At 70.9% G+C, this 19,339-nt stretch carries 19 protein-coding genes; 12 read left to right on the plus strand and 7 right to left on the minus strand.

Annotated features, from left to right (window positions below):
• The first annotated feature begins 365 nt into the window (after nt 1-365).
• Nucleotides 366-899 carry a pyridoxamine 5'-phosphate oxidase family protein gene (locus tag ACVCAG_RS29215; RefSeq protein ID WP_447190652.1) on the plus strand — a complete coding sequence of 178 codons (534 nt, stop codon included), beginning with the start codon at nt 366-368 and terminating at the stop codon, nt 897-899.
• Nucleotides 900-1,005: 106 nt separating this feature from the next.
• On the opposite strand, the gene ACVCAG_RS29220 is transcribed toward ACVCAG_RS29215, so the two are convergent.
• The gene (locus ACVCAG_RS29220) at nt 1,006-1,908 is read right to left on the minus strand and encodes a TIGR01777 family oxidoreductase (protein WP_440089444.1); all 903 of its coding nucleotides are present in this window, start codon (nt 1,906-1,908) and stop codon (nt 1,006-1,008) included.
• A 157-nt stretch (nt 1,909-2,065) separates the two neighbouring features.
• On the opposite strand from ACVCAG_RS29220, the gene ACVCAG_RS29225 reads away from it, so the two are divergent.
• Nucleotides 2,066-2,644 (plus strand): YdeI/OmpD-associated family protein, encoded by a 579-nt coding sequence (locus ACVCAG_RS29225; protein ID WP_447190653.1) that lies wholly within the window; start codon nt 2,066-2,068, stop codon nt 2,642-2,644.
• On the opposite strand, the gene ACVCAG_RS29230 is transcribed toward ACVCAG_RS29225, so the two are convergent.
• Nucleotides 2,609-2,857: an HTH domain-containing protein gene (locus ACVCAG_RS29230; RefSeq protein WP_440089447.1), complete on the minus strand. Its 249-nt coding sequence runs from the start codon at nt 2,855-2,857 to the stop codon at nt 2,609-2,611. The genes ACVCAG_RS29225 and ACVCAG_RS29230 overlap by 36 nt on opposite strands.
• A 92-nt stretch (nt 2,858-2,949) precedes the next feature.
• Between ACVCAG_RS29230 and ACVCAG_RS29235 the strand changes: the two genes are divergently transcribed.
• The 8 genes from ACVCAG_RS29235 (at nt 2,950) to ACVCAG_RS29270 (ending at nt 12,986) form a co-directional block, all read left to right on the plus strand.
• Nucleotides 2,950-3,270, plus strand: coding sequence for a hypothetical protein (locus ACVCAG_RS29235; protein ID WP_447190654.1), 321 nt, complete (start codon nt 2,950-2,952; stop codon nt 3,268-3,270).
• Nucleotides 3,267-4,367 carry a DNA glycosylase AlkZ-like family protein gene (locus ACVCAG_RS29240; protein ID WP_440089450.1) on the plus strand — a complete coding sequence of 367 codons (1,101 nt, stop codon included), beginning with the start codon at nt 3,267-3,269 and terminating at the stop codon, nt 4,365-4,367. Before ACVCAG_RS29235 ends, ACVCAG_RS29240 begins: the two co-directional genes overlap by 4 nt.
• Before the next feature lie 171 nt (nt 4,368-4,538).
• A complete protein-coding gene (locus ACVCAG_RS29245) occupies nt 4,539-5,039 on the plus strand; it encodes a DnaJ family domain-containing protein (RefSeq protein ID WP_447190655.1) in 501 nt (166 codons plus the stop codon).
• Nucleotides 5,040-5,663: 624 nt separating this feature from the next.
• A complete protein-coding gene (locus ACVCAG_RS29250; protein WP_447190656.1) occupies nt 5,664-6,062 on the plus strand; it encodes a hypothetical protein in 399 nt (132 codons plus the stop codon).
• A 1-nt stretch (nt 6,063) separates the two neighbouring features.
• Nucleotides 6,064-8,538, plus strand: a complete 2,475-nt coding sequence (locus ACVCAG_RS29255) for a DUF4132 domain-containing protein (protein ID WP_447190657.1) — start codon at nt 6,064-6,066, stop codon at nt 8,536-8,538.
• A 260-nt stretch (nt 8,539-8,798) separates the two neighbouring features.
• Nucleotides 8,799-10,838 (plus strand): cellulose binding domain-containing protein, encoded by a 2,040-nt coding sequence (locus tag ACVCAG_RS29260; RefSeq protein ID WP_447190658.1) that lies wholly within the window; start codon nt 8,799-8,801, stop codon nt 10,836-10,838.
• 148 nt (nt 10,839-10,986) lie between these two features.
• Entirely contained in the window at nt 10,987-11,886 is a 900-nt protein-coding gene (locus ACVCAG_RS29265) for a helix-turn-helix domain-containing protein (protein ID WP_447190659.1), read from the plus strand.
• Between the two features lie 119 nt (nt 11,887-12,005).
• A complete protein-coding gene (locus ACVCAG_RS29270) occupies nt 12,006-12,986 on the plus strand; it encodes a hypothetical protein (RefSeq protein WP_447190660.1) in 981 nt (326 codons plus the stop codon).
• A 126-nt stretch (nt 12,987-13,112) separates the two neighbouring features.
• Here the strand turns inward: ACVCAG_RS29270 and ACVCAG_RS29275 are convergent, their stop codons facing one another.
• Together ACVCAG_RS29275 and ACVCAG_RS29280 are read right to left on the minus strand one after the other, a co-directional pair.
• Nucleotides 13,113-13,781 (minus strand): phosphotransferase, encoded by a 669-nt coding sequence (locus tag ACVCAG_RS29275; RefSeq protein ID WP_447190661.1) that lies wholly within the window; start codon nt 13,779-13,781, stop codon nt 13,113-13,115.
• Nucleotides 13,782-13,948: 167 nt separating this feature from the next.
• Nucleotides 13,949-14,698 (minus strand): SDR family NAD(P)-dependent oxidoreductase, encoded by a 750-nt coding sequence (locus tag ACVCAG_RS29280; RefSeq protein ID WP_447190662.1) that lies wholly within the window; start codon nt 14,696-14,698, stop codon nt 13,949-13,951.
• Nucleotides 14,699-14,828: 130 nt separating this feature from the next.
• On the opposite strand from ACVCAG_RS29280, the gene ACVCAG_RS29285 reads away from it, so the two are divergent.
• On the plus strand, nt 14,829-15,263 hold the full coding sequence (locus ACVCAG_RS29285; protein ID WP_440089461.1) for an Rrf2 family transcriptional regulator: 435 nt from the start codon (nt 14,829-14,831) through the stop codon (nt 15,261-15,263).
• A gap of 188 nt (nt 15,264-15,451) precedes the next feature.
• Here the strand turns inward: ACVCAG_RS29285 and ACVCAG_RS29290 are convergent, their stop codons facing one another.
• From ACVCAG_RS29290 to ACVCAG_RS29300, 3 genes are read right to left on the minus strand one after another with little or no spacing between them, the layout of a single operon-like run.
• Nucleotides 15,452-16,957: a tripartite tricarboxylate transporter permease gene (locus ACVCAG_RS29290; protein WP_447190663.1), complete on the minus strand. Its 1,506-nt coding sequence runs from the start codon at nt 16,955-16,957 to the stop codon at nt 15,452-15,454.
• A gap of 20 nt (nt 16,958-16,977) precedes the next feature.
• Nucleotides 16,978-17,439, minus strand: coding sequence for a tripartite tricarboxylate transporter TctB family protein (locus ACVCAG_RS29295; RefSeq protein ID WP_440089464.1), 462 nt, complete (start codon nt 17,437-17,439; stop codon nt 16,978-16,980).
• A 1-nt stretch (nt 17,440) separates the two neighbouring features.
• The gene (locus tag ACVCAG_RS29300) at nt 17,441-18,478 is read right to left on the minus strand and encodes a tripartite tricarboxylate transporter substrate-binding protein (protein ID WP_440089465.1); all 1,038 of its coding nucleotides are present in this window, start codon (nt 18,476-18,478) and stop codon (nt 17,441-17,443) included.
• 174 nt (nt 18,479-18,652) lie between these two features.
• Between ACVCAG_RS29300 and ACVCAG_RS29305 the strand changes: the two genes are divergently transcribed.
• Entirely contained in the window at nt 18,653-19,336 is a 684-nt protein-coding gene (locus ACVCAG_RS29305) for a response regulator (RefSeq protein WP_440089467.1), read from the plus strand.
• Nucleotides 19,337-19,339: the final 3 nt, after the last annotated feature.

Consider the following 19,339-nt stretch of genomic DNA (forward strand, 5'->3'; position numbering starts at 1 on the left):
GAAGGTGCGGTGGCGTGCCTCGGACCTTCCGTTTCCCCTTCTTTCCATCCGACTACGTTTACCTGCCATCAAGTTATGCCGGTAACACCTTTAAGGACAACGAGCACGCCATAAGGATTACTTATTGAGCCGGGCGATAATTTCTTATTGAATCCGCAGAAACCCCCGCTCGTCCCGGGTGGCGAATCCGGATCACCACCGGGATTGATCGGTACGAAAGACACCCCTTATTGCGACGTCATTGCCCGCCCGTCGTCACGGTCGTAGCCTCGTGATCGGAACATCATTTCCCGTCACCGCGGTCATGGTTTCGCGAGATCGAGATCGTCCCTGTCCGCCCCCCGCACGGCAGAAAGGAAGAACCGATGTCCACCACTCACCCCGAGGCCGAACTGGAAGTGCGTTACAGCGAACCGGGAGTGGAGCCCACCTCGTGGCGGGAGACCCTGGACATGCTGGAGACGGCCGAGCTGTTCTGGCTGACGACCGTCCGCGCCGACGGCCGCCCCCACGTGACACCGGTGGTCGCGGTGTGGCACGACGACGCCGTGTACTTCACCACCGCCTCGATCGAGCAGAAGATGCGCAACCTGGAGCACAGCGGGAAGGTCGCGGTGACGACGGGGAACAACCTCTGGACCAAGGGACTCGACGTCGTCGTCGAGGGCACGGCCACCGAGATCACCGCCCCCGAGGCCCTGCCGGCGATCGTCGGCGCGTTCGACGCGAAGTACGGCGCCCACAACAGCTGGAGCCTGGAGCTCGTCGACGGCGTCGCCCAGGTCGCGGGCCACCCCGCGGTCGTGTTCCGCATCGAGCCGGCCAAGGTGTTCGCGTTCGGTAAGGAGCCGCCCGCGCAGACCCGCTACCGCTTCGCCGGGACCTCGTCCTCGTCCTAGCCGCGCTCGCCGGGCGCCGGCACGCGAGCCGCCCGGCGACGGTGTCCACGTCCTGGCGGCGGTCTCCGGGCGCCGGCGCGTGATCCGCCCGGCGACGGTGTCCCCGTCACCGGTCCGGCGTCGATGGGCGCAGGACGTCGGCGAGCGCGGTGTCGAAGTCAACGTGCCGGAACGTGAACCCCGCGTCGCACAGCACCCGGGGAACCACGCGCAGGCTGATGAGCGCCAGCTCGTCGGCCGCCTCGCCGAGCACGGCCCTGACCACCGCCTTCGGCACGGGCAGGAGCACGGGCCGGCGGAGTGCCCGGCCGAGCGCCTTGGTGAACTCGCCGTTGGTCACGGGGTCCGGCGCGCACAGGTTGACCGGCCCCGAGATATCCGGATTATCCAGGAGGAACCGGATGGCGGCGATCTCGTCCAGCATGCTGATCCACGCCACGTACTGCCTGCCGTCGCCGAGCCGCCCGCCCAGTCCCCACTGGACCGGCGGTCTGAGCAGGCTGAGCAGGCCACCGTCGGGCGACAGCACGAGACCGGTGCGCAGCAGCACGACCCGGCTGCCCGCGTCACGCGCCACCACGGTCGCGGCCTCCCAGTCGACGACCATCTCGGCGAGGAAGCCGGAGCCCTCGCCCGATGTCTCGTCGGCGGCGACGTCGCCGGTGTTCCCGTAGAAGCTCAGGCTGGACGCGTTGAGCAGGGTGGGGATGCCGTGCTTGGCGACGGCTTCGGCCAGCGTCCTGGCCGGCTCGATGCGGCTGGCACGGATGCGCCGCTTACGCGTCGCGTTCCACCGGCCCTGGAACGACGAGCCGCACAGGTTTATCACGGCGTCGACCCCGTCGAGCGCGTCCCGCGCGATCGTGCCGGAGGCGGGATCCCACTCGTGCTCGTCCTCCGCCTCCGGTTCGCGCCGGACGAGCCTGCGCACCTCGTGACCCGCCTCGCGGAGCTCGGAGACCACTGTTCTGCCGATAAGACCGGTCGATCCCGCGACGACGATCAGCATGTGATTCACGTTACTTCGCTCGCGTCGTCCCGCGTCAAGCCGACGAGAGGTTTTCCCGGCGGGAAAGATCGGGAATCGCCTGGCCGGCTCGCCACCGGTTCGAGGGCCCGGCATCCGACGATCTCCACCGGCGCGACGGGCGGATAGCCTGATCCGTATGGATGAGCGCGACGGAGTGGAGATCATCGCCTTCGTGGACGCCGAGGCGTTCGAGAGCTGGCTCGCCGAGAACCACACGCGCCACGAGGGCTTGTGGATCAAACTGGCCAAGAAGAAGTCCGGCATCCCGACGGTCACCTCCGACGAGCTGGTCGACGTCGGGCTGTGCTACGGCTGGATCTCCGGCCAGCGGCTTCCTCTCGACGAGCAGTACTACCTGCAGAAATACGTGCCGCGCCGGCCCAGGAGCCTGTGGTCGCAGGTGAACGTCGACAAGGTCGCGATGCTGACCGCCGCCGGGCGGATGCGCGAACCCGGGCTGGCCGAGGTGCGCAAGGCGCAGGAGGACGGGCGCTGGGGGGTGGCCTACGAGTCGCAGAAGACGGCGACGGTGCCCCCCGATCTCGCGGCGGCGCTCGACGCGAACCCGAAGGCGGGGAAGGCGTTCGAGGCGCTCGACAAGACCGGGCGTTACCTGGTGATGCTGCCGTTGCTCCAGGCGCTCACGCCGGAGAACAGGAAGGCCCGGCTCGACAAAGTCCTAGAAATGCTGTCCGAGAGCGAAAAATCGGGATAAGGGTCGAGTGGTTCGACGGTGCCCCACTGATCGGCCGCCTGCCGTACCCCGGGTCGCGCTGACCGGGTAGCCGAGCTCGCGCGGCCGGCCGACGTCGCGGCGGAGGGTCCGTCCGGACACTTCGAGCCGGTCGGCCGATTCCGCGCCGGGCCAGTGGCGATGGGTATGCAGCAGCGAGGGCAGCCTGAGGGTCCGTGAGCCGGTGTTCGCCATACCGACATCCTCGCCCGAATTCCGGTCAGAAAGTGACCGGAAGCCTCCTTAGAGTCGGTCTCGAAGGCCGTACCGACGCAAGGAACCTAAAAATGATCACTGTGGTGTTCGTCTCCGGCGCGGCGGGCGGAGTCGGCTCGCTGTCCAGCCGGCTCGGCGACGCGGCGAAGCGCTTCCCCGAGCCCGATCACGTCGCGGCCCGGGCCCGAGGCGTCGAGCTGACGCCGTTCTCCCGCCACCACACCCCCGGCAAGATCGCCGCCTGGTGGGAACACTTCGGCGCCTGGCCGGGCGAGGGCCGCTTCGTCTACCCGCAGACGGTCGTCAAGGGCGGGATCGAGGACGTGCCGCAGGCGTTCCCGTCCCTGCTCCAGGGGTCCTACCGGGACGATGTCTCGGTGCGGCTGTCGTGACGACCCTCTCGGACAGGGCCCTGAACCGGGCCCTGCTGGGCCGCCAGTTCCTGCTGGCCCGCACCGATCACACCCCGCTGGAGGTGATCGGGCGCCTGGTCGCGCTGCAGGCGCAGGAGCCCAACTGGCCCTACGTCGGGCTGTGGAGCAGGATCCGCGACTTCACCCACTCCCAGCTCGCCACGCTGCTGCAGGACCGGAAGGTGGTCCGTTCCGGCCTGCTCCGCAGCACCCAGCACCTCGCCGCGGCCGACGACTTCCGCCGGCTGCGGCCGCTGCTGCAGCCCGTGCTCGACCGCACCGCCCGCTCGGCGTACTTCGCCCGCAACAGCGCGGGCCTGGACACCGCCTCCCTGGTCTCCACCGGGCTCGAACTGCTGGCGGGCGGAACGACACCGCGAAAGGAGCTGGCCCGGCGGCTGGCCGAACGCCACCCGGGCCGCGACGGGCGCGTCCTCGCCGGAGAGGTCGAACTCAGGGCCCCCCTCGTCCACAGCCCGGCCACCGGCGCATGGGGCTCCTGGGGCACCCGGCCGGCCGTCTCCGTCACGCCCGCCGAGACCTGGCTCGGCCGGCCCATGGCCCCCGCGACCGCCAAGGACCTGATCCGCCGCTACCTGGCGGCGTTCGGCCCGGCCGGGACCATGGACGTACAGGCCTGGTCCGGGCTGACCCGCCTCGGTGAGATCGTCTCCGACATGCGCGCCGAACTGCGCCACTACCGCGGTCCCGACGGCAGGGAACTGATCGACCTGGCCGACGCGGAACTGCCCGATCCCGACACGCCCGCGCCCGTACGGCTGCTGCCCGCCTTCGACAACGTCCTGCTCGGCCACGCCGACCGGACCCGCGTCATCAGCCACGAGGACAGAAAGCGCGTGATGCCCGGCCATGCACAGGTACGGCCCACCTTCCTCGTGGACGGCCACGTGCACGGAAGCTGGTCCCTCGAAGGCGGCACCCTGCGCCTGGCTCCGTTCCGCCCGCTGTCCGCGACCGATCGGGCGGCCTTGGAGCAGGAGGCGGAGCACCTGCTGCCGTTCGTGGGAGGCGAGAAGGTGTCCTGCGGCAGCCCGATCGCGATCGGGCCGTTCTGAGCGTCCGCCCCGGGTGCCTGCTCCGCTGCCGGGGCGCTCCCGCGCCCGTCCACGCGACCTCCGGGTCGGCCCGGGTGACCTTGGTCGCCGCCTGGACCTGTCCGTCCCCTCGCCGCGCCCTCCTCGTTACCCTCGAAGGTGATGCCGTCCGCGGTATGAGAGGTGAGATTCGTGACGGAACGCAAGCCACCGGGAGTCAGTTTCGAGACGTGGATCGACAGGCAGATTCGTGAGGCCACCGAGCGCGGGGAGTTCGACAACCTGCCGGGCGCGGGCAAGCCCCTCCCCGGCGAGGGGAAGCCGCAGGACGAGATGTGGTGGATCAAGCAGAAGATGCTCGAGGAGAACCTGGCCTTCCCGCTGCCGGGAACGCTCGCGCTGCGCAAGGAGGCCGAGGAGTCCCGGGCGGCGGCGGTGGGAGCGCGTACGGAGGCCGAGGCTCGCGGGATCATCGACGGCATGAACGACAGGATCCGCGAGAGCTACGGAAAGCCTCTGTCCGGCCCGCCGCTCTTCCAGCCGCTCATCGACGTGGAGGAGGTCGTCGCCGGATGGCGGGCCCGCCATCCGGCCGAGGAGAAACCCGTCCCCGCCCCCGAACCGCCACGTGAACGGCGCTCGTTCCTCTCGTTCCTCTCGTTCCTCCGCCGGAACCGGAAAAGGCACGGCTGATCGCCATCGGCCCGGCACGCTCCGGACCTTGCCCGAGTCGATCCTTCGCCGGCCGGAAAGGCCGGAAAGGCTCTGGAGGGAGAGATCCGCGGCCGAATCGGGTTCTCCACGGAACGCGCGACCACCTCGGTTCGTCGTTCTCTTGAAGACGCGGTTTCGAGAGCACCGCGCGTTCGAGAGCGTTACGGTTTTCGAGAGCACCTCGTCCCGAACGGCGGCGAGGCTTCCCGTGTCGTCGTTGGGGTGAGGCCGTGTCGATCGGCAGACCACCGGGGCGATGGTTCTTCGCCGCCGTCGGGGTCGCGGCGTTGTCCGGCTCGATCTGGTCGACTGGCCCTTCGCCTTGACGAGGTGCTTCATCTGGATGCCCGAGGGCCGGCCGCGGCCCGAGGACCACGAGTACGGCCTCAGACACCTCACCGGCCCCTGGTGGGGTTGCCGGGGCTGGGACGGCTGGTGACCGGTCCTCCCGAACCGGACCGCGCGATCTTCGCTCGCTGAGCGGACAAGTAGCCATTCTCCGGCGCGATCACCGGCCGTGAGACCGGTCACGGGATGAGATCTGTCGGTTCTAGCTGATATCGATTGCCCTGCACTGTTTCCACCGATCCATGGAGCTGCGGGATGGCGACGGTTACCTTTCGCGACGAGACGGCAATGGGGAAACCGCTGCACGAGTTCGCTCTTCCCGATCTTCCGGAGAGCATCTCGGCGCGTGAGCTCGTACGGTTGCGTGTCCGCGAGGAGGTCGCCCGGTTCAACGCCGATCCCTCCGCCCGGTTCGACGGCCTGGTCCGTCCCGTGGACGCCGAGGTGGAGCTGAACGGCTACCGGACGGGCGCCGGTGCCAGGCGGCGCGTCGGCTGGGAGAGGCAGGCGGACATCGCCGAACGGGCCTTCCAGCGCAACGGGTTCGTGCTGCTGGTCGGGGAGCGGCAGATCGACGACCTGTCCGAGACGATCGACCTGACCGCCGATCCGGTGGTGTCGTTCATCAAGCTCGTCCCGCTGGTCGGCGGCTGACATGATCGGAATCGACGACACCGATCGCGCCTACATCCACCTGACCGGATACCTGGACGAGGAGACCGGGGAGAGGTACCGCCGCTTCGAAGCGCTCTTCGCGCAGGGCCTGCAGCCCGGTCCGGACGTCGACTGGCGGGAGTACGGGCACTGGGCGCAACTGAAGCTGAGCCTGGGACGGGACGGAGGCCACGATCACGACGAGCGCGTCCTGCGGTTGATCCGTACGGTGGCCGAACGCGACATCGACTGGACCCCCGGAGACGCGCGCCTTCTCGTGCACAGGGCCCAGGAGATGGTCAACGGGGGCCACACCCGCTACGAGGAGATCTTCCGGATTCCGTTCGCGGCGGCACGCCGTTTCGGCTTCCAGGAGCGTCGCGAGATCATCGGATGGCTGCGGGTGCCGCCCCTGCGTCCTCCGTTCCGGATGGCGGTGTGGGACGCACGGGCCGGGCAGGTGCGAGAGGCGCTGTCCGAGCAGCTCGACGAGCTGCTGGTCGAACCGGCCGAGCACGGCCCCACCGGCGTGGTGCGGAACATCATCTGGGAGGGTGACCCCTTCGCCCGGCTGCTGGCCGAGGAGTACGGCCCGCGCCTGGCGGACCCCGCGGTCCTGCCGCTGCTGCACCACTGGAACACCGCCCGGTCCACCAGACCGAGCGCGAAGTGGCTCAGGACCGCCAAGGCGCTGCTCACCCCCGGCACGGTCGACCTGGTCCGGGAGATCCTCACCCGGCTGGCGGCCCACCGGGAGCGGAAGATCACCCGGAGCAGCGATGATCACGAGTGGAGGGAGACCGTCTTCCTGCACGAGCGCACCATCCTGCCGATGCGCGGCGTGATCTGGACGTGCGAGATGATCGAGGAACGGTGGGTGACCTCGCTCCTCGGTGACGTCGCGCTGAACTGCGGCACCGGGAGCAACGGGATGGGCTCCACCTGCCGCAGCGAGAGGCTCACCAACACCGCCGTCGGCGCGCTGGCCCGCCGCGGCGGGATGGCGGCGATCGTGCCGCTGGCCCGCGTCCAGGCCAAGGTCCGCGCCAGATCCGTGCTGAAGAATGTGGCGCGCACCCTGGACGAGGTGGCCGCGCAGGCGGGGCTGACCCGCGAACAGCTGATGGACCGCACCGTGCCGGCCTTCGGCCTCGGCCCGGACGGGGTCAGGGAGGAGAGGATCGGCGACTACCTCGTACGGCTGTGTGCCGACGGCCCCGCGCTGCGGTTCGTCAATCCCTCGGGCAGGACCGTCAAGTCGGCCCCGCAGGCCATCCGCAAGGACCCGGCGCTGGCCGAGCTCAGGATCACCCTGAAGGAGCTCAGGCAGGCGCTCGCGGCCGAGCGGTTCCGGCTGGAGCAGGCGCTGATCAAGGAACGCGGGTGGAGCTGGCAGGAGGTGACCGAGTTCTTCCTCGACCACCCGGTCACCGGCCGGTACGCCCGCGCCCTGGTCTGGCAGGTCTCGCCGGACTCGGCTGGGCTGCCGGTCAGGACCGAGGCGGGCTGGGAGCTGTCCGACCCGCAGGGACACCGCGTCCGGCCGGATCCCGACACCCCGGTCGGGCTCTGGCATCCGATCCACGCGACCGCCGATGAGGTGCGGACCTGGCGCGACCACCTGCTGGAGCACATGATCCGCCAGCCGTACAAGCAGGTGTTCCGCGAGGTCTATCTGCTGACCCCGGCCGAGGAACGCGCCCGCACCCATTCGGCCCGCTTCTCCGGGCACGTGCTCCGCTACGGCCAGGCCAAGACACTGCTGAACCAGCGCGGCTGGACGGGCCTGTCCATCGGCCACTGGGACTACGAGTGCGGCGGCGACCAGGGCGAGGCTGTCAGGGAGCTGTCCGGCTGGCGGGCCCGCTGGGGCATGCACGTGGTCGGCGACCCGGCCGCCGACGGGTGGGACACCGCCTCCTTCTGCGCCACCGAGGAGATCACCTTCCACCGGGCCGGGCCGGGAGAGCTCTCCGGCCACGACTCGGCAAGCGACCGGGTCGCGCTGGTCGAGGTGCCACCGCTGGTGCTGTCGGAGGTGCTGCGCGACGCCGACCTGGCCGTGGGGGTCGCCTCCCTGGGCCTCGACCAGCGGGCGGTGGCCGGGCACGAGGACTACTGGCGCTCCTCCGGGTTCGGTGAGCTCACCGAGACCGCCAGGACTCGGCGCGACGCGCTGGCCCGGCTGCTGCCCCGGCTGAGAATCACCGATCGCGCGGAGCTGACCGACCGGTTCCTGCGCGTACGCGGCGACCTGCGGACCTACAAGATCCACCTGGGGTCGGGCAACATCCTCATGGAGCCCAACGACGCCTACCTGTGTGTCGTCCCCGGGCACGACCGCGACGCCGCGTCCGTCTTCCTGCCCTTCGAGGAGGAAAGCGGCATGCTCTCGGTCATCCTGTCCAAGGCCTTCCTGCTCGCCGCCGACACCGCCATCACCGACCCGTCGATCACCCGGCAGCTCGGCGGCTGAACGCGCCACGGCGGCCTCCCCGCGTGCTCGCCGCCGCACGTCGCCCCCCGACGGGGCCGGCCGGCGACGTGGTGCATCCATGACAAAAGGCCGGAGGGAATGCGGGTTCACCTCGGCGGGGTACCCCCGGTCGGCCGACCGGCCGGCGTGAAAGTTTCACCGCCGGTTGACGGATACGAGGCGACCGCTGACGATCATGTTGCCTCCGGGTCAGGGAGGGGGTGTCGAGTGAACGCCACTATCCGTTGCGAGGTACACCGATGCCGAGAACTCCGTTACGGGCAGCGTCCGCCCTTCTGCTGACGCTGGCCGTCCTCACCGTCCCCACGGCGCACGCCGACGAGGTCGCGCCGGTCGCGGTGACCGTCAACGCCCGCGCCGCGCTCGCCACCGCCCCCGAGACCGGTATCGGTACCAACCACGCGATCTGGGACAGCCGTCTGGGCACCGACGAGACCGCCGACCTGCTCAAGGACGCGGGCATGAAGGTGCTGCGCTACCCCGGCGGCTCGTACTCCGACATCTACCACTGGGCCGACCACACCGCCCCCGGCGGCTACGTCGCTCCCGACACCGACTTCGACACCTTCATGCGCGGCGTGCGGCGCACCGGCGCGCAGCCGATGGTGACCGCCAACTACGGCACCGGTACGGCGGCGGAGGCCGCGGCCTGGGTGCGGCACGCCAACGTCGTCAAGGGCTACGGCGTCAAGTACTGGGAGATCGGCAACGAGAACTACGGCAACGGCCACTACGGTGCCGCCTGGGAGGCCGACGACCACGCCGACAAAAGCCCTGCCGAGTACGCGCGCCATGTCGTGGCCTACTCCGACGCGATGAAGGCCGTCGACCCGACCATCAAGATCGGCGCGGTGCTGACCACGCCCGCCAACTGGCCCGACGGGATAGTCGCCGAGGGCGACGCCGGGACCTGGAACGACGTCGTCCTGTCGACCGCCGGGTCGAAGATCGATTTCGTGATCCTGCACTGGTACCCCGGTGCCTTCGACAGGACCGCGCACGTTCCCGACATGATCCACCTCACCCGCCGGCAGATCGCGGAGCACGTGGGAACCGGTTCCGAACGGATCGGCATCGCGATGACCGAGTTCAACACCGGGTCGAACACCGGCGGCACGACGACCCAGCCCGGCGCGCTGGCCGCCGCCGACGCCTACGCGACGCTGCTGGCCAACGGGGTCTTCACGGTCGACTGGTGGAACGTCCACAACGGCATCGGCAGCGTCACGCAGGTCGAGGGACACACCGACTACGGCGACTTCGGCCTGCTGTCGAGCGGGACGTGCACCTCCGACGGCAGCGTCTGCGAACCGTCGGCGAACACGCCCTTCGCGCCGTACTACGCGCTCCAGATGGTGAGCAGGTTCGCCCGCCCCGGCGACCGGTTCATCCGGGCCGCGACCGACCAGGAGAAGGTCGTCGCGCACGCCGTGCGCCGCCCCGACGGCGATCTGGCCGTCCTGCTGATCAACACCTCGTCCGACACCTCCTACCCCGTCACGATCGGCTACTCGGGCTTCAGCCCGGCGTCCGGGGCTCCCACCGTGCTGACCCACACCAACGGCGCCACGAGCATCGCCACGTCGACCGCGGGCAGCGCGACCGGCCAGACGCTGCCGCCGCTCTCGCTGACCACGGTCATCCTGCGTCCCGCCTCCGCCCCGGCCGGCCTGCCGGGCGCGCCGGGGCAGCCGACGGCCTCGGACGTGACGGACGAGGCCGCCACCGTCTCCTGGCCCGCCGCCTCCGCCGGCGCGCGCCCGATCGTGAAGTACGAGGTCCACCGCCAGAACGGGGCCGTCAGCGAGCAGCTCGGCGAGACCACCGGCACCTCGTTGAGCGTGGGCAACCTGAAACCGGGCACGCGCCACACGGTCAACGTGATCGCCCGGGACAGCGGCGGCGGCGTCTCGTCGCCCTCCGCGCCGCTGACGTTCACGACCGGCACGCCCGCCTCCAGCTCGTGCTCGGTACGCCTGACCAACCAGTCCGACTGGGCCAGCGGCTACGTCGGCGCCATCGACATCACCAACCACGGCGCGCCGATCGACGGCTGGACCCTGAACTTCAGCTGGCCGAGGACGTGGCAGAGCCTGGGCAGCGGCTGGGGCGCCGTCTGGACGCAGAACGGGCGGGACGTCAGGGTCGTCAACGACTCCGGCAACGGCTCGCTGCCCACGGGCGCGTCGGCCACGATCGGCTTCGTCGGCAACTACAGCGGCCCGAACACGCTGCCCGCGGTCTTCACCCTCAACGGGACCGTCTGCACGACCAGGTGACGGTTACGGCCGACGAACCGGGCGACGGCCCACGGACCGTCGCCCGGCGCGCAGGTCCCGGAGACCGGGGTTCGGGGAGCCGGACCCCGCGGATCCCTACCCCGGCGGGGTGAGGCGCGGTTCGCCCGCGGTACGCATACTTGGCTCCATGACCGAGCACGGGCACCTCGCCGACTTCCTCCAGGCACGCCGTGGCCTGCTGCGACCCGAAGACGTCGGGTTGCGGACCTACGGCGAGCGACGCAGGGTGCCCGGGCTGCGGCGGGAGGAGCTCGCGATGCTCGCGGGCATCAGCGCGCCCTATTACACCCGCCTGGAGCAGGGCCAGTCACGCAACGCCTCGCGCGAGGTGCTCGACGCCATAGCGAACGCCCTGCGCTTGGACGAGCCCGAGCGTGCCCATCTGCACGCCCTGGCCGGCGCGCCGAGACGCGGCCGGCCCGCGAGCCGGCCGCGTCCCGAACGCGTCACCCCGGCGACCAGCGCCTTGCTGGCGGCCTTCGAGAACACGCCCGCCATCGTGGTCGGCCGCCGCAGCGACGTCCTGGCCTGGAACCGTCAGGGTCACGGCCTGTTCGCCGGCCATCTCGACCCGGACGGCCCCGGCGTCCCGGAGCGACGGCCGAACATGGCCAGGCTGGTGTTCCTGGACGCGCACACCCGCGACCTGTACACCGACTGGCCCGCCAAGGCCAGGGCCGTGGTGGGCAACCTGCGCCTCACGGCCGGGCGGCACCCGGACGATCCGCTGCTGGCCGGGCTGATCGGCGAGCTGACCATGCGCAGTCCGGAGTTCGCCTCGATGTGGGCCGATCACCGGGTCCTGGCCTGCGATGTCGCCGACTACGAGATGCGCCACCCCCTGGTCGGGACGCTGACGGTCACCCAGCAGACGCTGCAGAGCCCGCGGGGGAACGGCCCGGCCCTGGTGGTGGCCACGGCCGATCCCGGCTCCCCCTCCGCGACGGCCCTGACCCTGCTCTCCCACGTCACCGCGCCGCGGGAGGCGACCCGGCCGCGCCACGACGCCGGAACCCGCACCACCTGACCCGAGGGGATCGCGACCTCTCCTCGACACCCCCGACGCCCCCACGGCACTCCCCCGACACCCCTCACCCCACGGCGCCGAACCGCGGCTGCCGCATGCCGGAAAACAGTGAAGGAATCATGCCCAAGCGAAGCATCAAGATCACTATGTCGGCCGCCCTGCTGGCCGCCGCCGCCCTGACGCCGACCGCGCCGACCGCGATGGCCAGCGCGACGGCCGCCGGGGGACCGCTGACAGATGTGCGGATCGCCACCCACTTCGACCTGTCCGCGGGCCAGATGCCGGAGAACATCTCCCTGCTGCCCGACGGCACGGCGAACGTCACCTTCGCCGCCGGCCGCCAGGTGGCCCAGGTCACGCCCCAGGGCAGGACGCGCGTCCTGGCGACGCTGCCCGCGCCCGCCGACGGCGGGGTCGACACGCCGGTCCTCGGTTTCCCCCTGGCCACCGGTATCGCCCACACCTCGGACGGCACCGTGTACATGCTGTACGCGACGGGCACGGCCGATCTGACGGGGCTGTGGCGGCTGCGCCCGGGGAAGGCCCCGCGGCGCATCGCCGCGCTGCCCGCGAACGGCCTGCCCAACGGGCTGGCACTGGACGGGCGCGGCGAACGGCTCTACATCACCGACTCGGTGCTCGGCACCGTGTGGACCGTCCCCGTCACCGGCGGCGCACCCGTCGCGTGGTCCACGGCTCCCGAACTCGCCCCGGCCGGTTTCCTCGGAGCCAACGGCGCGAAGGTACACCGGGGCGCGCTGTGGGTGACCAACCTCGACCGGGGCACCCTTCTGCGCATCCCGATCCGCTCCGGAAACCGCGCGGGAGCACCGCAGGTCAGGGCGTCGGGCATGGTCGGTATCGACGATTTCGCCTTCACCGGACGCGGTGACGAGATCCTCGCCGCCCTCAACGCCCCCAACAAGGTCGTACGCATCCGGTCCGACGGCACCGGCACCACCGTGCTGGACGCCGCCGACGGCCTGCAGAACCCCACCTCCGTCGCGCTGCGCGGCGACGACGTGTACGTGCTCAGCGCCGCCTACACCACGGCCACCGACCCCAACCTGCTGCGCGCGCGCCTGCGCGACCACCCGTAGGTGAGGAGCGCCGGGACCGGCCGGGACCGATGGAGGCCGATGCGCTCATCCTCGGTGCCGGCCTTCTCGGTCCGATCCTGGACGCGGCGATGATCGGAGGGTGTCGTCGACGCGACCGTCGCGGGTTCACGCGCCGGGCCGGGACGCGGGATGCAGGGAGCCCACCAGCGCCACGGCCTCGCCGAGGAGTCGTTTCTCGGCCTGGCTCAGCGTCGGGTTGGCGGCCCGGATGGCCAGAGCCCTTTCGAGGTCGATCGCATGGTCGACCTCGCTGAGCAGGGAGGCCAGGACCGTGCGGGCCATGGACGCCTCGGCCAGCGGACCCACCACGACCTCCGCCAGGATGAGGGCGGACATCCCCCAGTCCAGCGCGGGCGGGCCGTCCTCGGCGTTGGCCCAGTCGATCACCACCGGCCCCTCGGGCGTGAGCATCACGTTCTCCGGATGCAGGTCGAGGTGGAGGACGCGATCCGCCGGGTCGGCCGAGACCCGCGCCGGGAAAGCGTGCAGACGACGCAGCAACCCCGCCAGGACCGTGCCGGCCTCCTCCAGAGTGATCGCGCCCTGCGTGAGCGCCTCGACCATGGTCGGGCCGGACAGCCGCTCCATGATCAGATCCCCGCCCACGGCCGGTCCGACCCGCGGCGCCGGATATCCCCGGCCGGAGACGTAGGACATCACGGCCACCTCGGTGGACGCGTCACCGCCGTCCCGGTATCGGCGCAGCACCCACGCGTCGTCGATCGCGAACACATCCGCGGTACGGCCGGAGCCGAGCATAGGACCGATGCGCATACCAAGAGCGTCGCGTACGACCGCCCGAACGGCAACCGCCTCTCCGCTCCGCCGTGCCGCCTCGATCACGTTCCGGTTGCCCTCACTCCACGATTCGGCGGTCAGCCCGGATGCCGACACTCACAGGGTCACGCGGGCCCCTCCGAGGTAGGCGGCAGGGGTCCGGTTCAGGCGTTGTAGCCGCCGTGGGCGTCCAGCACCGCGCCCGTGACGTACGAGGCGGCGGGGCTCGCCAGGAAGGCGATCGCCTCGGCGATCTCCTCGGGACGGCCCATGCGCTGCAGGGACAGCGAGCTGACCAGGGCCTTGAGAGTCTCGGGGTCCGGCGGTTCCATCCCGCCGTCCATCAGTCCGGCCTCCACGACGTTGGCCGTGATGCCCCGGTGCCCGAGGTCCCGCGCGACGCCCATGGTGTACCTCTCGACCCCCGACTTGGTCGCCGAGTAGTCGGCGAGGCCCGGGAGGCCGACCCGGGAGCCCAGCCCGGAACTCACCGTGATGATGCGGCCGTCCGCGCGCAGCACCCGGGAGGCGGCCCGGATGACGGCGATCACGCCGAGGTAGTTGGTGGCGTGCATCCGGTCCAGCGCGGCGGTGTCGGCCTCCGGGTCGTCCACCCTGCGGCCCACCGAGACCGCCGCGTTGTTGACGAGGATGTCCAGGCCGCCGAAGGACGCGACCACCTCGTCGATCAGCGCCGGAGCCCCGCTCGTGTCCGCCTGGTCGGACTTGATGGCGACGGCCTTCGCTCCCTTGGCGCGTACCTCCTCGACGACGGCCCGCGCCCGCTCGTCGGAGCTGACGTAGGTGAACGCGACGTCGGCGCCCTGCTCGGCCAGCAGCCGTACGGTCGCGGCTCCCAGCCCGCGGGAACCTCCGGTGACCAGGGCGACCTTGCCCGTGAGCGGCTTGTTCATTCTTCTCACCTCACTGATCGATCCGTCCGAACTGTCGTAACACTAATGGTTACGACGGAGTGGTCGCAACATTTGTTGTTACGACTGGGCGGTCGTACCATACGGTGTCGCGGCCGAGAGATGAGGGTTCATGAGCGCCAACAGCAAGTTGACCATCGCCGCCCACGCGCTGGCCTGGATCAGCCTCTACCAGCGCCAGGGCCACGAGGTCGCCACGTCCGAGCAGATCGCGAGCAGCGCGAACACCAATCCCGTGGTGATCAGGCGGCTGCTCGGCGAGCTGCGCAGGGCGGGGCTCGTGGAGTCCCGGCGGGGCGTGGGCGCGGGCTGGTCGCTGGCGCGCGAGCTGGAGTCGATGACCCTGCTCGACGTGTACGAGGCGGTGGAACCCGGCCCGCTGTTCGCGATGCACCGCGCCACCCCGGACCAGGGGTGCGTGGTGGGTTACGGCATCCAGCCGGCGATGCAGGGCATCTACGAGGGCATCGAGGAGACCCTGAGGCGCGAGCTGGCCCGTGTCACGCTGGAGGACGTCCTCCGGGACGTCCTCGCGGCACCTCGCTAGCCCCGTACCTCACGGACGGCCGGTTCCGGGGAGTCCTCGGTGTGCCGGCACCCGATCGGGGACGGCCGCGTCGAGTGACCGCACCGGGTTCGGCGAAGGCCCCGGTCCGGCGAGGAGAGCCGGGCCGGAGCCTTCGCCGAACGTGCGCCGCCGGGGACTCGGCCCCCGGGCCCGCGGACCGGGAGCCCTCACTCCTCCTCGGTGAACACGACCTCGCGGCGCCTGCGGATCGCCGGGAGGACGGCGACGACGAGCGCCGCCACGGCCAGGGCGAGGAGCACCGCGGAGATCGGCCGGGTCAGGAAGACCGACGCGTCGCCACGGGAGATGATGAGCGCCCGCCGCATGTTCTCCTCGAGCAGGGGGCCGAGGACGAAGCCGAGCAGCAGCGGCGCCGGCTCGCAGCCGCACTTGATCAGGACGTAGCCCAGGACCCCGAAGAACACGATCGCGTAGACGTCGTACGCGTTGAACTCCAGGGAGTACGTGCCGATCGCGGCGAACAGGATGATCATCGGGAACAGCACCTGGTACGGGATGCGCAGCATGCGCACCCAGAGGCCGATCAGCGGCAGGTTCAGCAGCACGAGCAGCACGTTGCCGATCCACATCGACGCGATCAGTCCCCAGAACAGCGCCGGTTCGTCGACGATGACGTTCGGGCCGGGGGTGATGCCGTGGACGATGAACGCGCCGACCATCAGCGCCATCACCGGGTGGGCGGGCAGCCCCAGGGTGAGCAGCGGGATGAACGACGTCTGCGCGGCGGCGTTGTTCGCCGACTCGGGGCCGGCGACGCCCTCGATCGCGCCGCGCCCGAACTCCTGCCGCCGCTTCGAGATCCGCTTCTCGACGGCGTACGAGGTGAACGAGGCCAGCACGTGGCCACCGCCGGGCAGGACGCCGAGCGCGGCGCCGAGACCGGTACCCCGCAGGATCGGGCCGACGATCCGGCGCCGGTCCTCACGGGTCGGCCAGAGGTTCCTCACCTTGCCGACGATCGCCGCGCGGGTCTGCTCGTTCTCCAGGTTGCGCAGGATCTCGGCCAGCCCGAACATGCCGACGGCGACCGACACGAAGTCGATGCCGCCGTACAGCTCGCGCTGGCCGAACACGAACCGGGGCGTGCCGGTGTAGAGGTCCTGGCCGACCGTGCCGAACAGGACGCCGAGCGCGATCATCGCCAGCGCCTTGAGCGCCGTGCCGCGCGCCAGCGCGATCGACACGATCAGGCCGAGCAGCACCAGCGAGAAGTACTCGGCCGGGCCGAACCGCAGCGCGACGCGGGCCAGCGGCGGGGCCGCGACGGCCAGCACGACGGTGGCCACCGTACCCGCGACGAAGGACCCGATCGCGGCGGCGGCCAGGGCCGGGCCGGCCCGGCCCTGGCGGGCCATCTCGTGCCCGTCCAGCGCGGTGACCGCCGCCGACGACTCACCGGGCAGGTTGATCAGGATGGCGGTCGTCGAGCCGCCGTACTGCGCGCCGTAGTAGATGCCGGCCAGCATGATCAGCGCCGTCACCGGCTCGAAGCTGAAGGTGATCGGCAGCAGCATCGCCACCGTCGCCGTCGGCCCGATGCCGGGCAGCACGCCGACCGCCGTCCCGAGCAGCACCCCCACGAAGCAGTAGAGGACGTTCTGGACCATGAGGGCGGTCGAGAAACCCAGCGCGAGGTTGTCGAGAAGTTCCATGCCTCAATCCGGATGCCGCGTCAGAACCCCAGCCACGGGCCCAATAGCGGGATCCGCAACTGAAGTCCGACGACGAAGATGAGCGTGCCGGCCACGGTGAGCCCGGCGGCCACGGCGACGGCCGTGAGCAGCCGTACGCGCGTGCTGGCCAGCGCGGTGAGCAGGGCGGTCACCGCCGACGTCGGTACGAACCCGAGGCCCCGGACGGTGAGTCCGAAGAACAGGACCGCGAGCACGATGAGGGCGACCGCGCGCCAGGGGATCGGCCCGAACTCGATCACCTCGCCCGCGACGAGCCCCTTGACGACGATCGCCAGGCCCAGGGCGGCCACGATCGCGCCGACCAGCAGCGGGAAGGCGCCGGGGCCCATCCGCAGCGGGGTGCCCAGCTCGTAGCCGAGCGCCCCCACCACGAACGCGCCACCGATCAGGACGAAGACTCCCCCGGCGAGGACGTCCGGGAGGGACCGGCGGCGCTCCACCTCAGGAGGCCTTGACGCCGGCGTCGGCGATGACCTTCGCCCAGGTGCCGAGCTGCTCCTCGAGCTTGGCCCGGTGCGCCTGCGGGGTCGCGTCCTCGGCCGCGACCGGCGCGGTGCCGAGCTTGGCCATCTGGTCGACGACCCCCTTGTCGGCGAGTGCCACCTTCAGCGCCTCGGACAGCTTCTGGACGACGTCCTGCGGCGTGCCCTTCGGGACGTAGAGACCGTGCCACACGCTGACCTGGAGCTGGGGCAGCCCGGCCTCGGTCGTGGTGGGCAGGTCGGGCAGGCTCTTCACCCGCTCCGGCGTGGTGACCGCGTACGCCTTCACCTCGCCCGCGGAGATCTGGCCGCTGGTGTTGGTCGTCTGGTCGCACATGAAGTCGACCTGGCCGCCGACGAGGTCGGTCAGCGCGGGGCCGGTGCCCTCGTACGGGACCTCCTGGAGCTTGACCCCGGCGGCGGACTGGAACAGCAGGCCGCACAGGTGGGACGCGGCGCCGATGCCGGCGTTGGCCAGCGTGACCTTGCCGGCGTTCGCCTTCACGTACGTCACGAGGTCCTGGAGCGTCGCGGGCGCGAAGTCCTTGCGGGCGACGACCGTCATCGGCACCTCGGTGACGAGCCCGACCATCTCGAAGTTCTCCAGCGGCTTGTAGCCCAGGTCCTTGTACAGGGCGGGCGCCGTCGACATGCCGATGTGGTGCATGAGCACGGTGTAGCCGTCCGGATCGGCCCGCGCGACCTCGCCGGCGCCGACCGTGCCGCCCGCGCCCTCGGCGTTCTGGACGACGACCTTGGCGCCGAGCTTGGCGGCCATCGGCTCGGCGATCATGCGGGTGACGGTGTCCGTGGGGCCGCCCGCGCTGAACGGCACGACGAACGTGATGTTCTTGTCCGGGTAGCCCCCGGCGCCGCTCGCGCCGGTGGCGCCCGCGCCGGGGGCGCCCCCGTTTCCGGAACAGGCCGCGACGAGCGAGACGACGCCGATCGTGGCGATCATCCGCGCGACGGCCCGGTATCTGCTGGTCGTTCTCATATCGCGGCCTCCTCCTCAGCGCACGCGCGTTTGTCGGTAAGTGCGCGGCCTCAGTCTCGGCTGGCGGGGACGCGGATGGTGTCAGAGAAATCCCAAGAATGCGCCGGATGCCAGAGAAATTCCAAGAAGCGGAGGGCTGACCAAGTGCCGATCCGGGCCGTACAATCCGCCGGTATGCGGATCACCATCATCGAGGATGACGACCGCGTGGCGCGGGCTCTGGTGACCGTCCTGGCCCAGGCGGGCTTCGAGGTCCACCGCGTCGCCACCGCCTCGGAGGCCGTGCGCGCCGCCCCGTCCGATGTGGTCCTCGTCGACCTGGGTCTGCCCGACGGCGACGGACTCGACGTGATCCGCAAGTTGCGTGACCGCCCGGAGACCGCCGTCATCGCCGTGACGGCGCGATCGGAGGAGCACGAGCGGGTCCGTGGCCTGCGCGCCGGCGCGGACGACTACATCGTGAAGCCGTTCGGCATCCCGGAGTTGCTGGCCCGGATCGACGCCGTCCTGCGGCGCACCCGGGTGGCTCGTGCCCTGAGCCACCCGGACGAGCCGCTCGTCCTCGGCCCGATGCGGATCGGCGTCGGCACCCGCGAGGTCACCGTCGACGGCGCGCTCGTGACGCTGACCCGCAAGGAGTTCGAGCTGCTCCTGCTGCTGGCCAGGCGGGCGCCGAACGTGGTGAGCCGCGACGTCATCCTCGACCAGATCTGGGGAGCGACCTGGGAGTCCTCGAGCCGCACCCTGGACACCCACATCGCGGCGTTGCGGCACAAGCTCGGGCCTGTCGTGCTCATCCGCACGATCCACGGAGTCGGCTATCGGCTCCTGGCCGACCAGCCGGAGCTGATCGGCTGACGC

It is taken from the genome of Streptosporangium sp. G12 (assembly GCF_052983175.1).

Excerpts from the sequence above, each read along its gene's own strand:
- ACVCAG_RS29300 (WP_440089465.1), bottom strand. The coding sequence starts at position 18,478 with ATGAGAACGACCAGCAGATACCGGGCCGTCGCGCGGATGATCGCCACG.
- ACVCAG_RS29285 (WP_440089461.1), top strand. The coding sequence starts at position 14,829 with ATGAGCGCCAACAGCAAGTTGACCATCGCCGCCCACGCGCTGGCCTGG.
- ACVCAG_RS29260 (WP_447190658.1), top strand. The coding sequence starts at position 8,799 with ATGCCGAGAACTCCGTTACGGGCAGCGTCCGCCCTTCTGCTGACGCTG.
- ACVCAG_RS29225 (WP_447190653.1), top strand. The coding sequence starts at position 2,066 with ATGGATGAGCGCGACGGAGTGGAGATCATCGCCTTCGTGGACGCCGAG.
- ACVCAG_RS29275 (WP_447190661.1), bottom strand. The coding sequence starts at position 13,781 with ATGCGCATCGGTCCTATGCTCGGCTCCGGCCGTACCGCGGATGTGTTC.
- ACVCAG_RS29250 (WP_447190656.1), top strand. The coding sequence starts at position 5,664 with ATGGCGACGGTTACCTTTCGCGACGAGACGGCAATGGGGAAACCGCTG.
- ACVCAG_RS29230 (WP_440089447.1), bottom strand. The coding sequence starts at position 2,857 with ATGGCGAACACCGGCTCACGGACCCTCAGGCTGCCCTCGCTGCTGCAT.
- ACVCAG_RS29305 (WP_440089467.1), top strand. The coding sequence starts at position 18,653 with ATGCGGATCACCATCATCGAGGATGACGACCGCGTGGCGCGGGCTCTG.
- ACVCAG_RS29265 (WP_447190659.1), top strand. The coding sequence starts at position 10,987 with ATGACCGAGCACGGGCACCTCGCCGACTTCCTCCAGGCACGCCGTGGC.
- ACVCAG_RS29280 (WP_447190662.1), bottom strand. The coding sequence starts at position 14,698 with ATGAACAAGCCGCTCACGGGCAAGGTCGCCCTGGTCACCGGAGGTTCC.
- ACVCAG_RS29235 (WP_447190654.1), top strand. The coding sequence starts at position 2,950 with ATGATCACTGTGGTGTTCGTCTCCGGCGCGGCGGGCGGAGTCGGCTCG.
- ACVCAG_RS29290 (WP_447190663.1), bottom strand. The coding sequence starts at position 16,957 with ATGGAACTTCTCGACAACCTCGCGCTGGGTTTCTCGACCGCCCTCATG.
- ACVCAG_RS29270 (WP_447190660.1), top strand. The coding sequence starts at position 12,006 with ATGCCCAAGCGAAGCATCAAGATCACTATGTCGGCCGCCCTGCTGGCC.
- ACVCAG_RS29220 (WP_440089444.1), bottom strand. The coding sequence starts at position 1,908 with ATGCTGATCGTCGTCGCGGGATCGACCGGTCTTATCGGCAGAACAGTG.
- ACVCAG_RS29215 (WP_447190652.1), top strand. The coding sequence starts at position 366 with ATGTCCACCACTCACCCCGAGGCCGAACTGGAAGTGCGTTACAGCGAA.
- ACVCAG_RS29255 (WP_447190657.1), top strand. The coding sequence starts at position 6,064 with ATGATCGGAATCGACGACACCGATCGCGCCTACATCCACCTGACCGGA.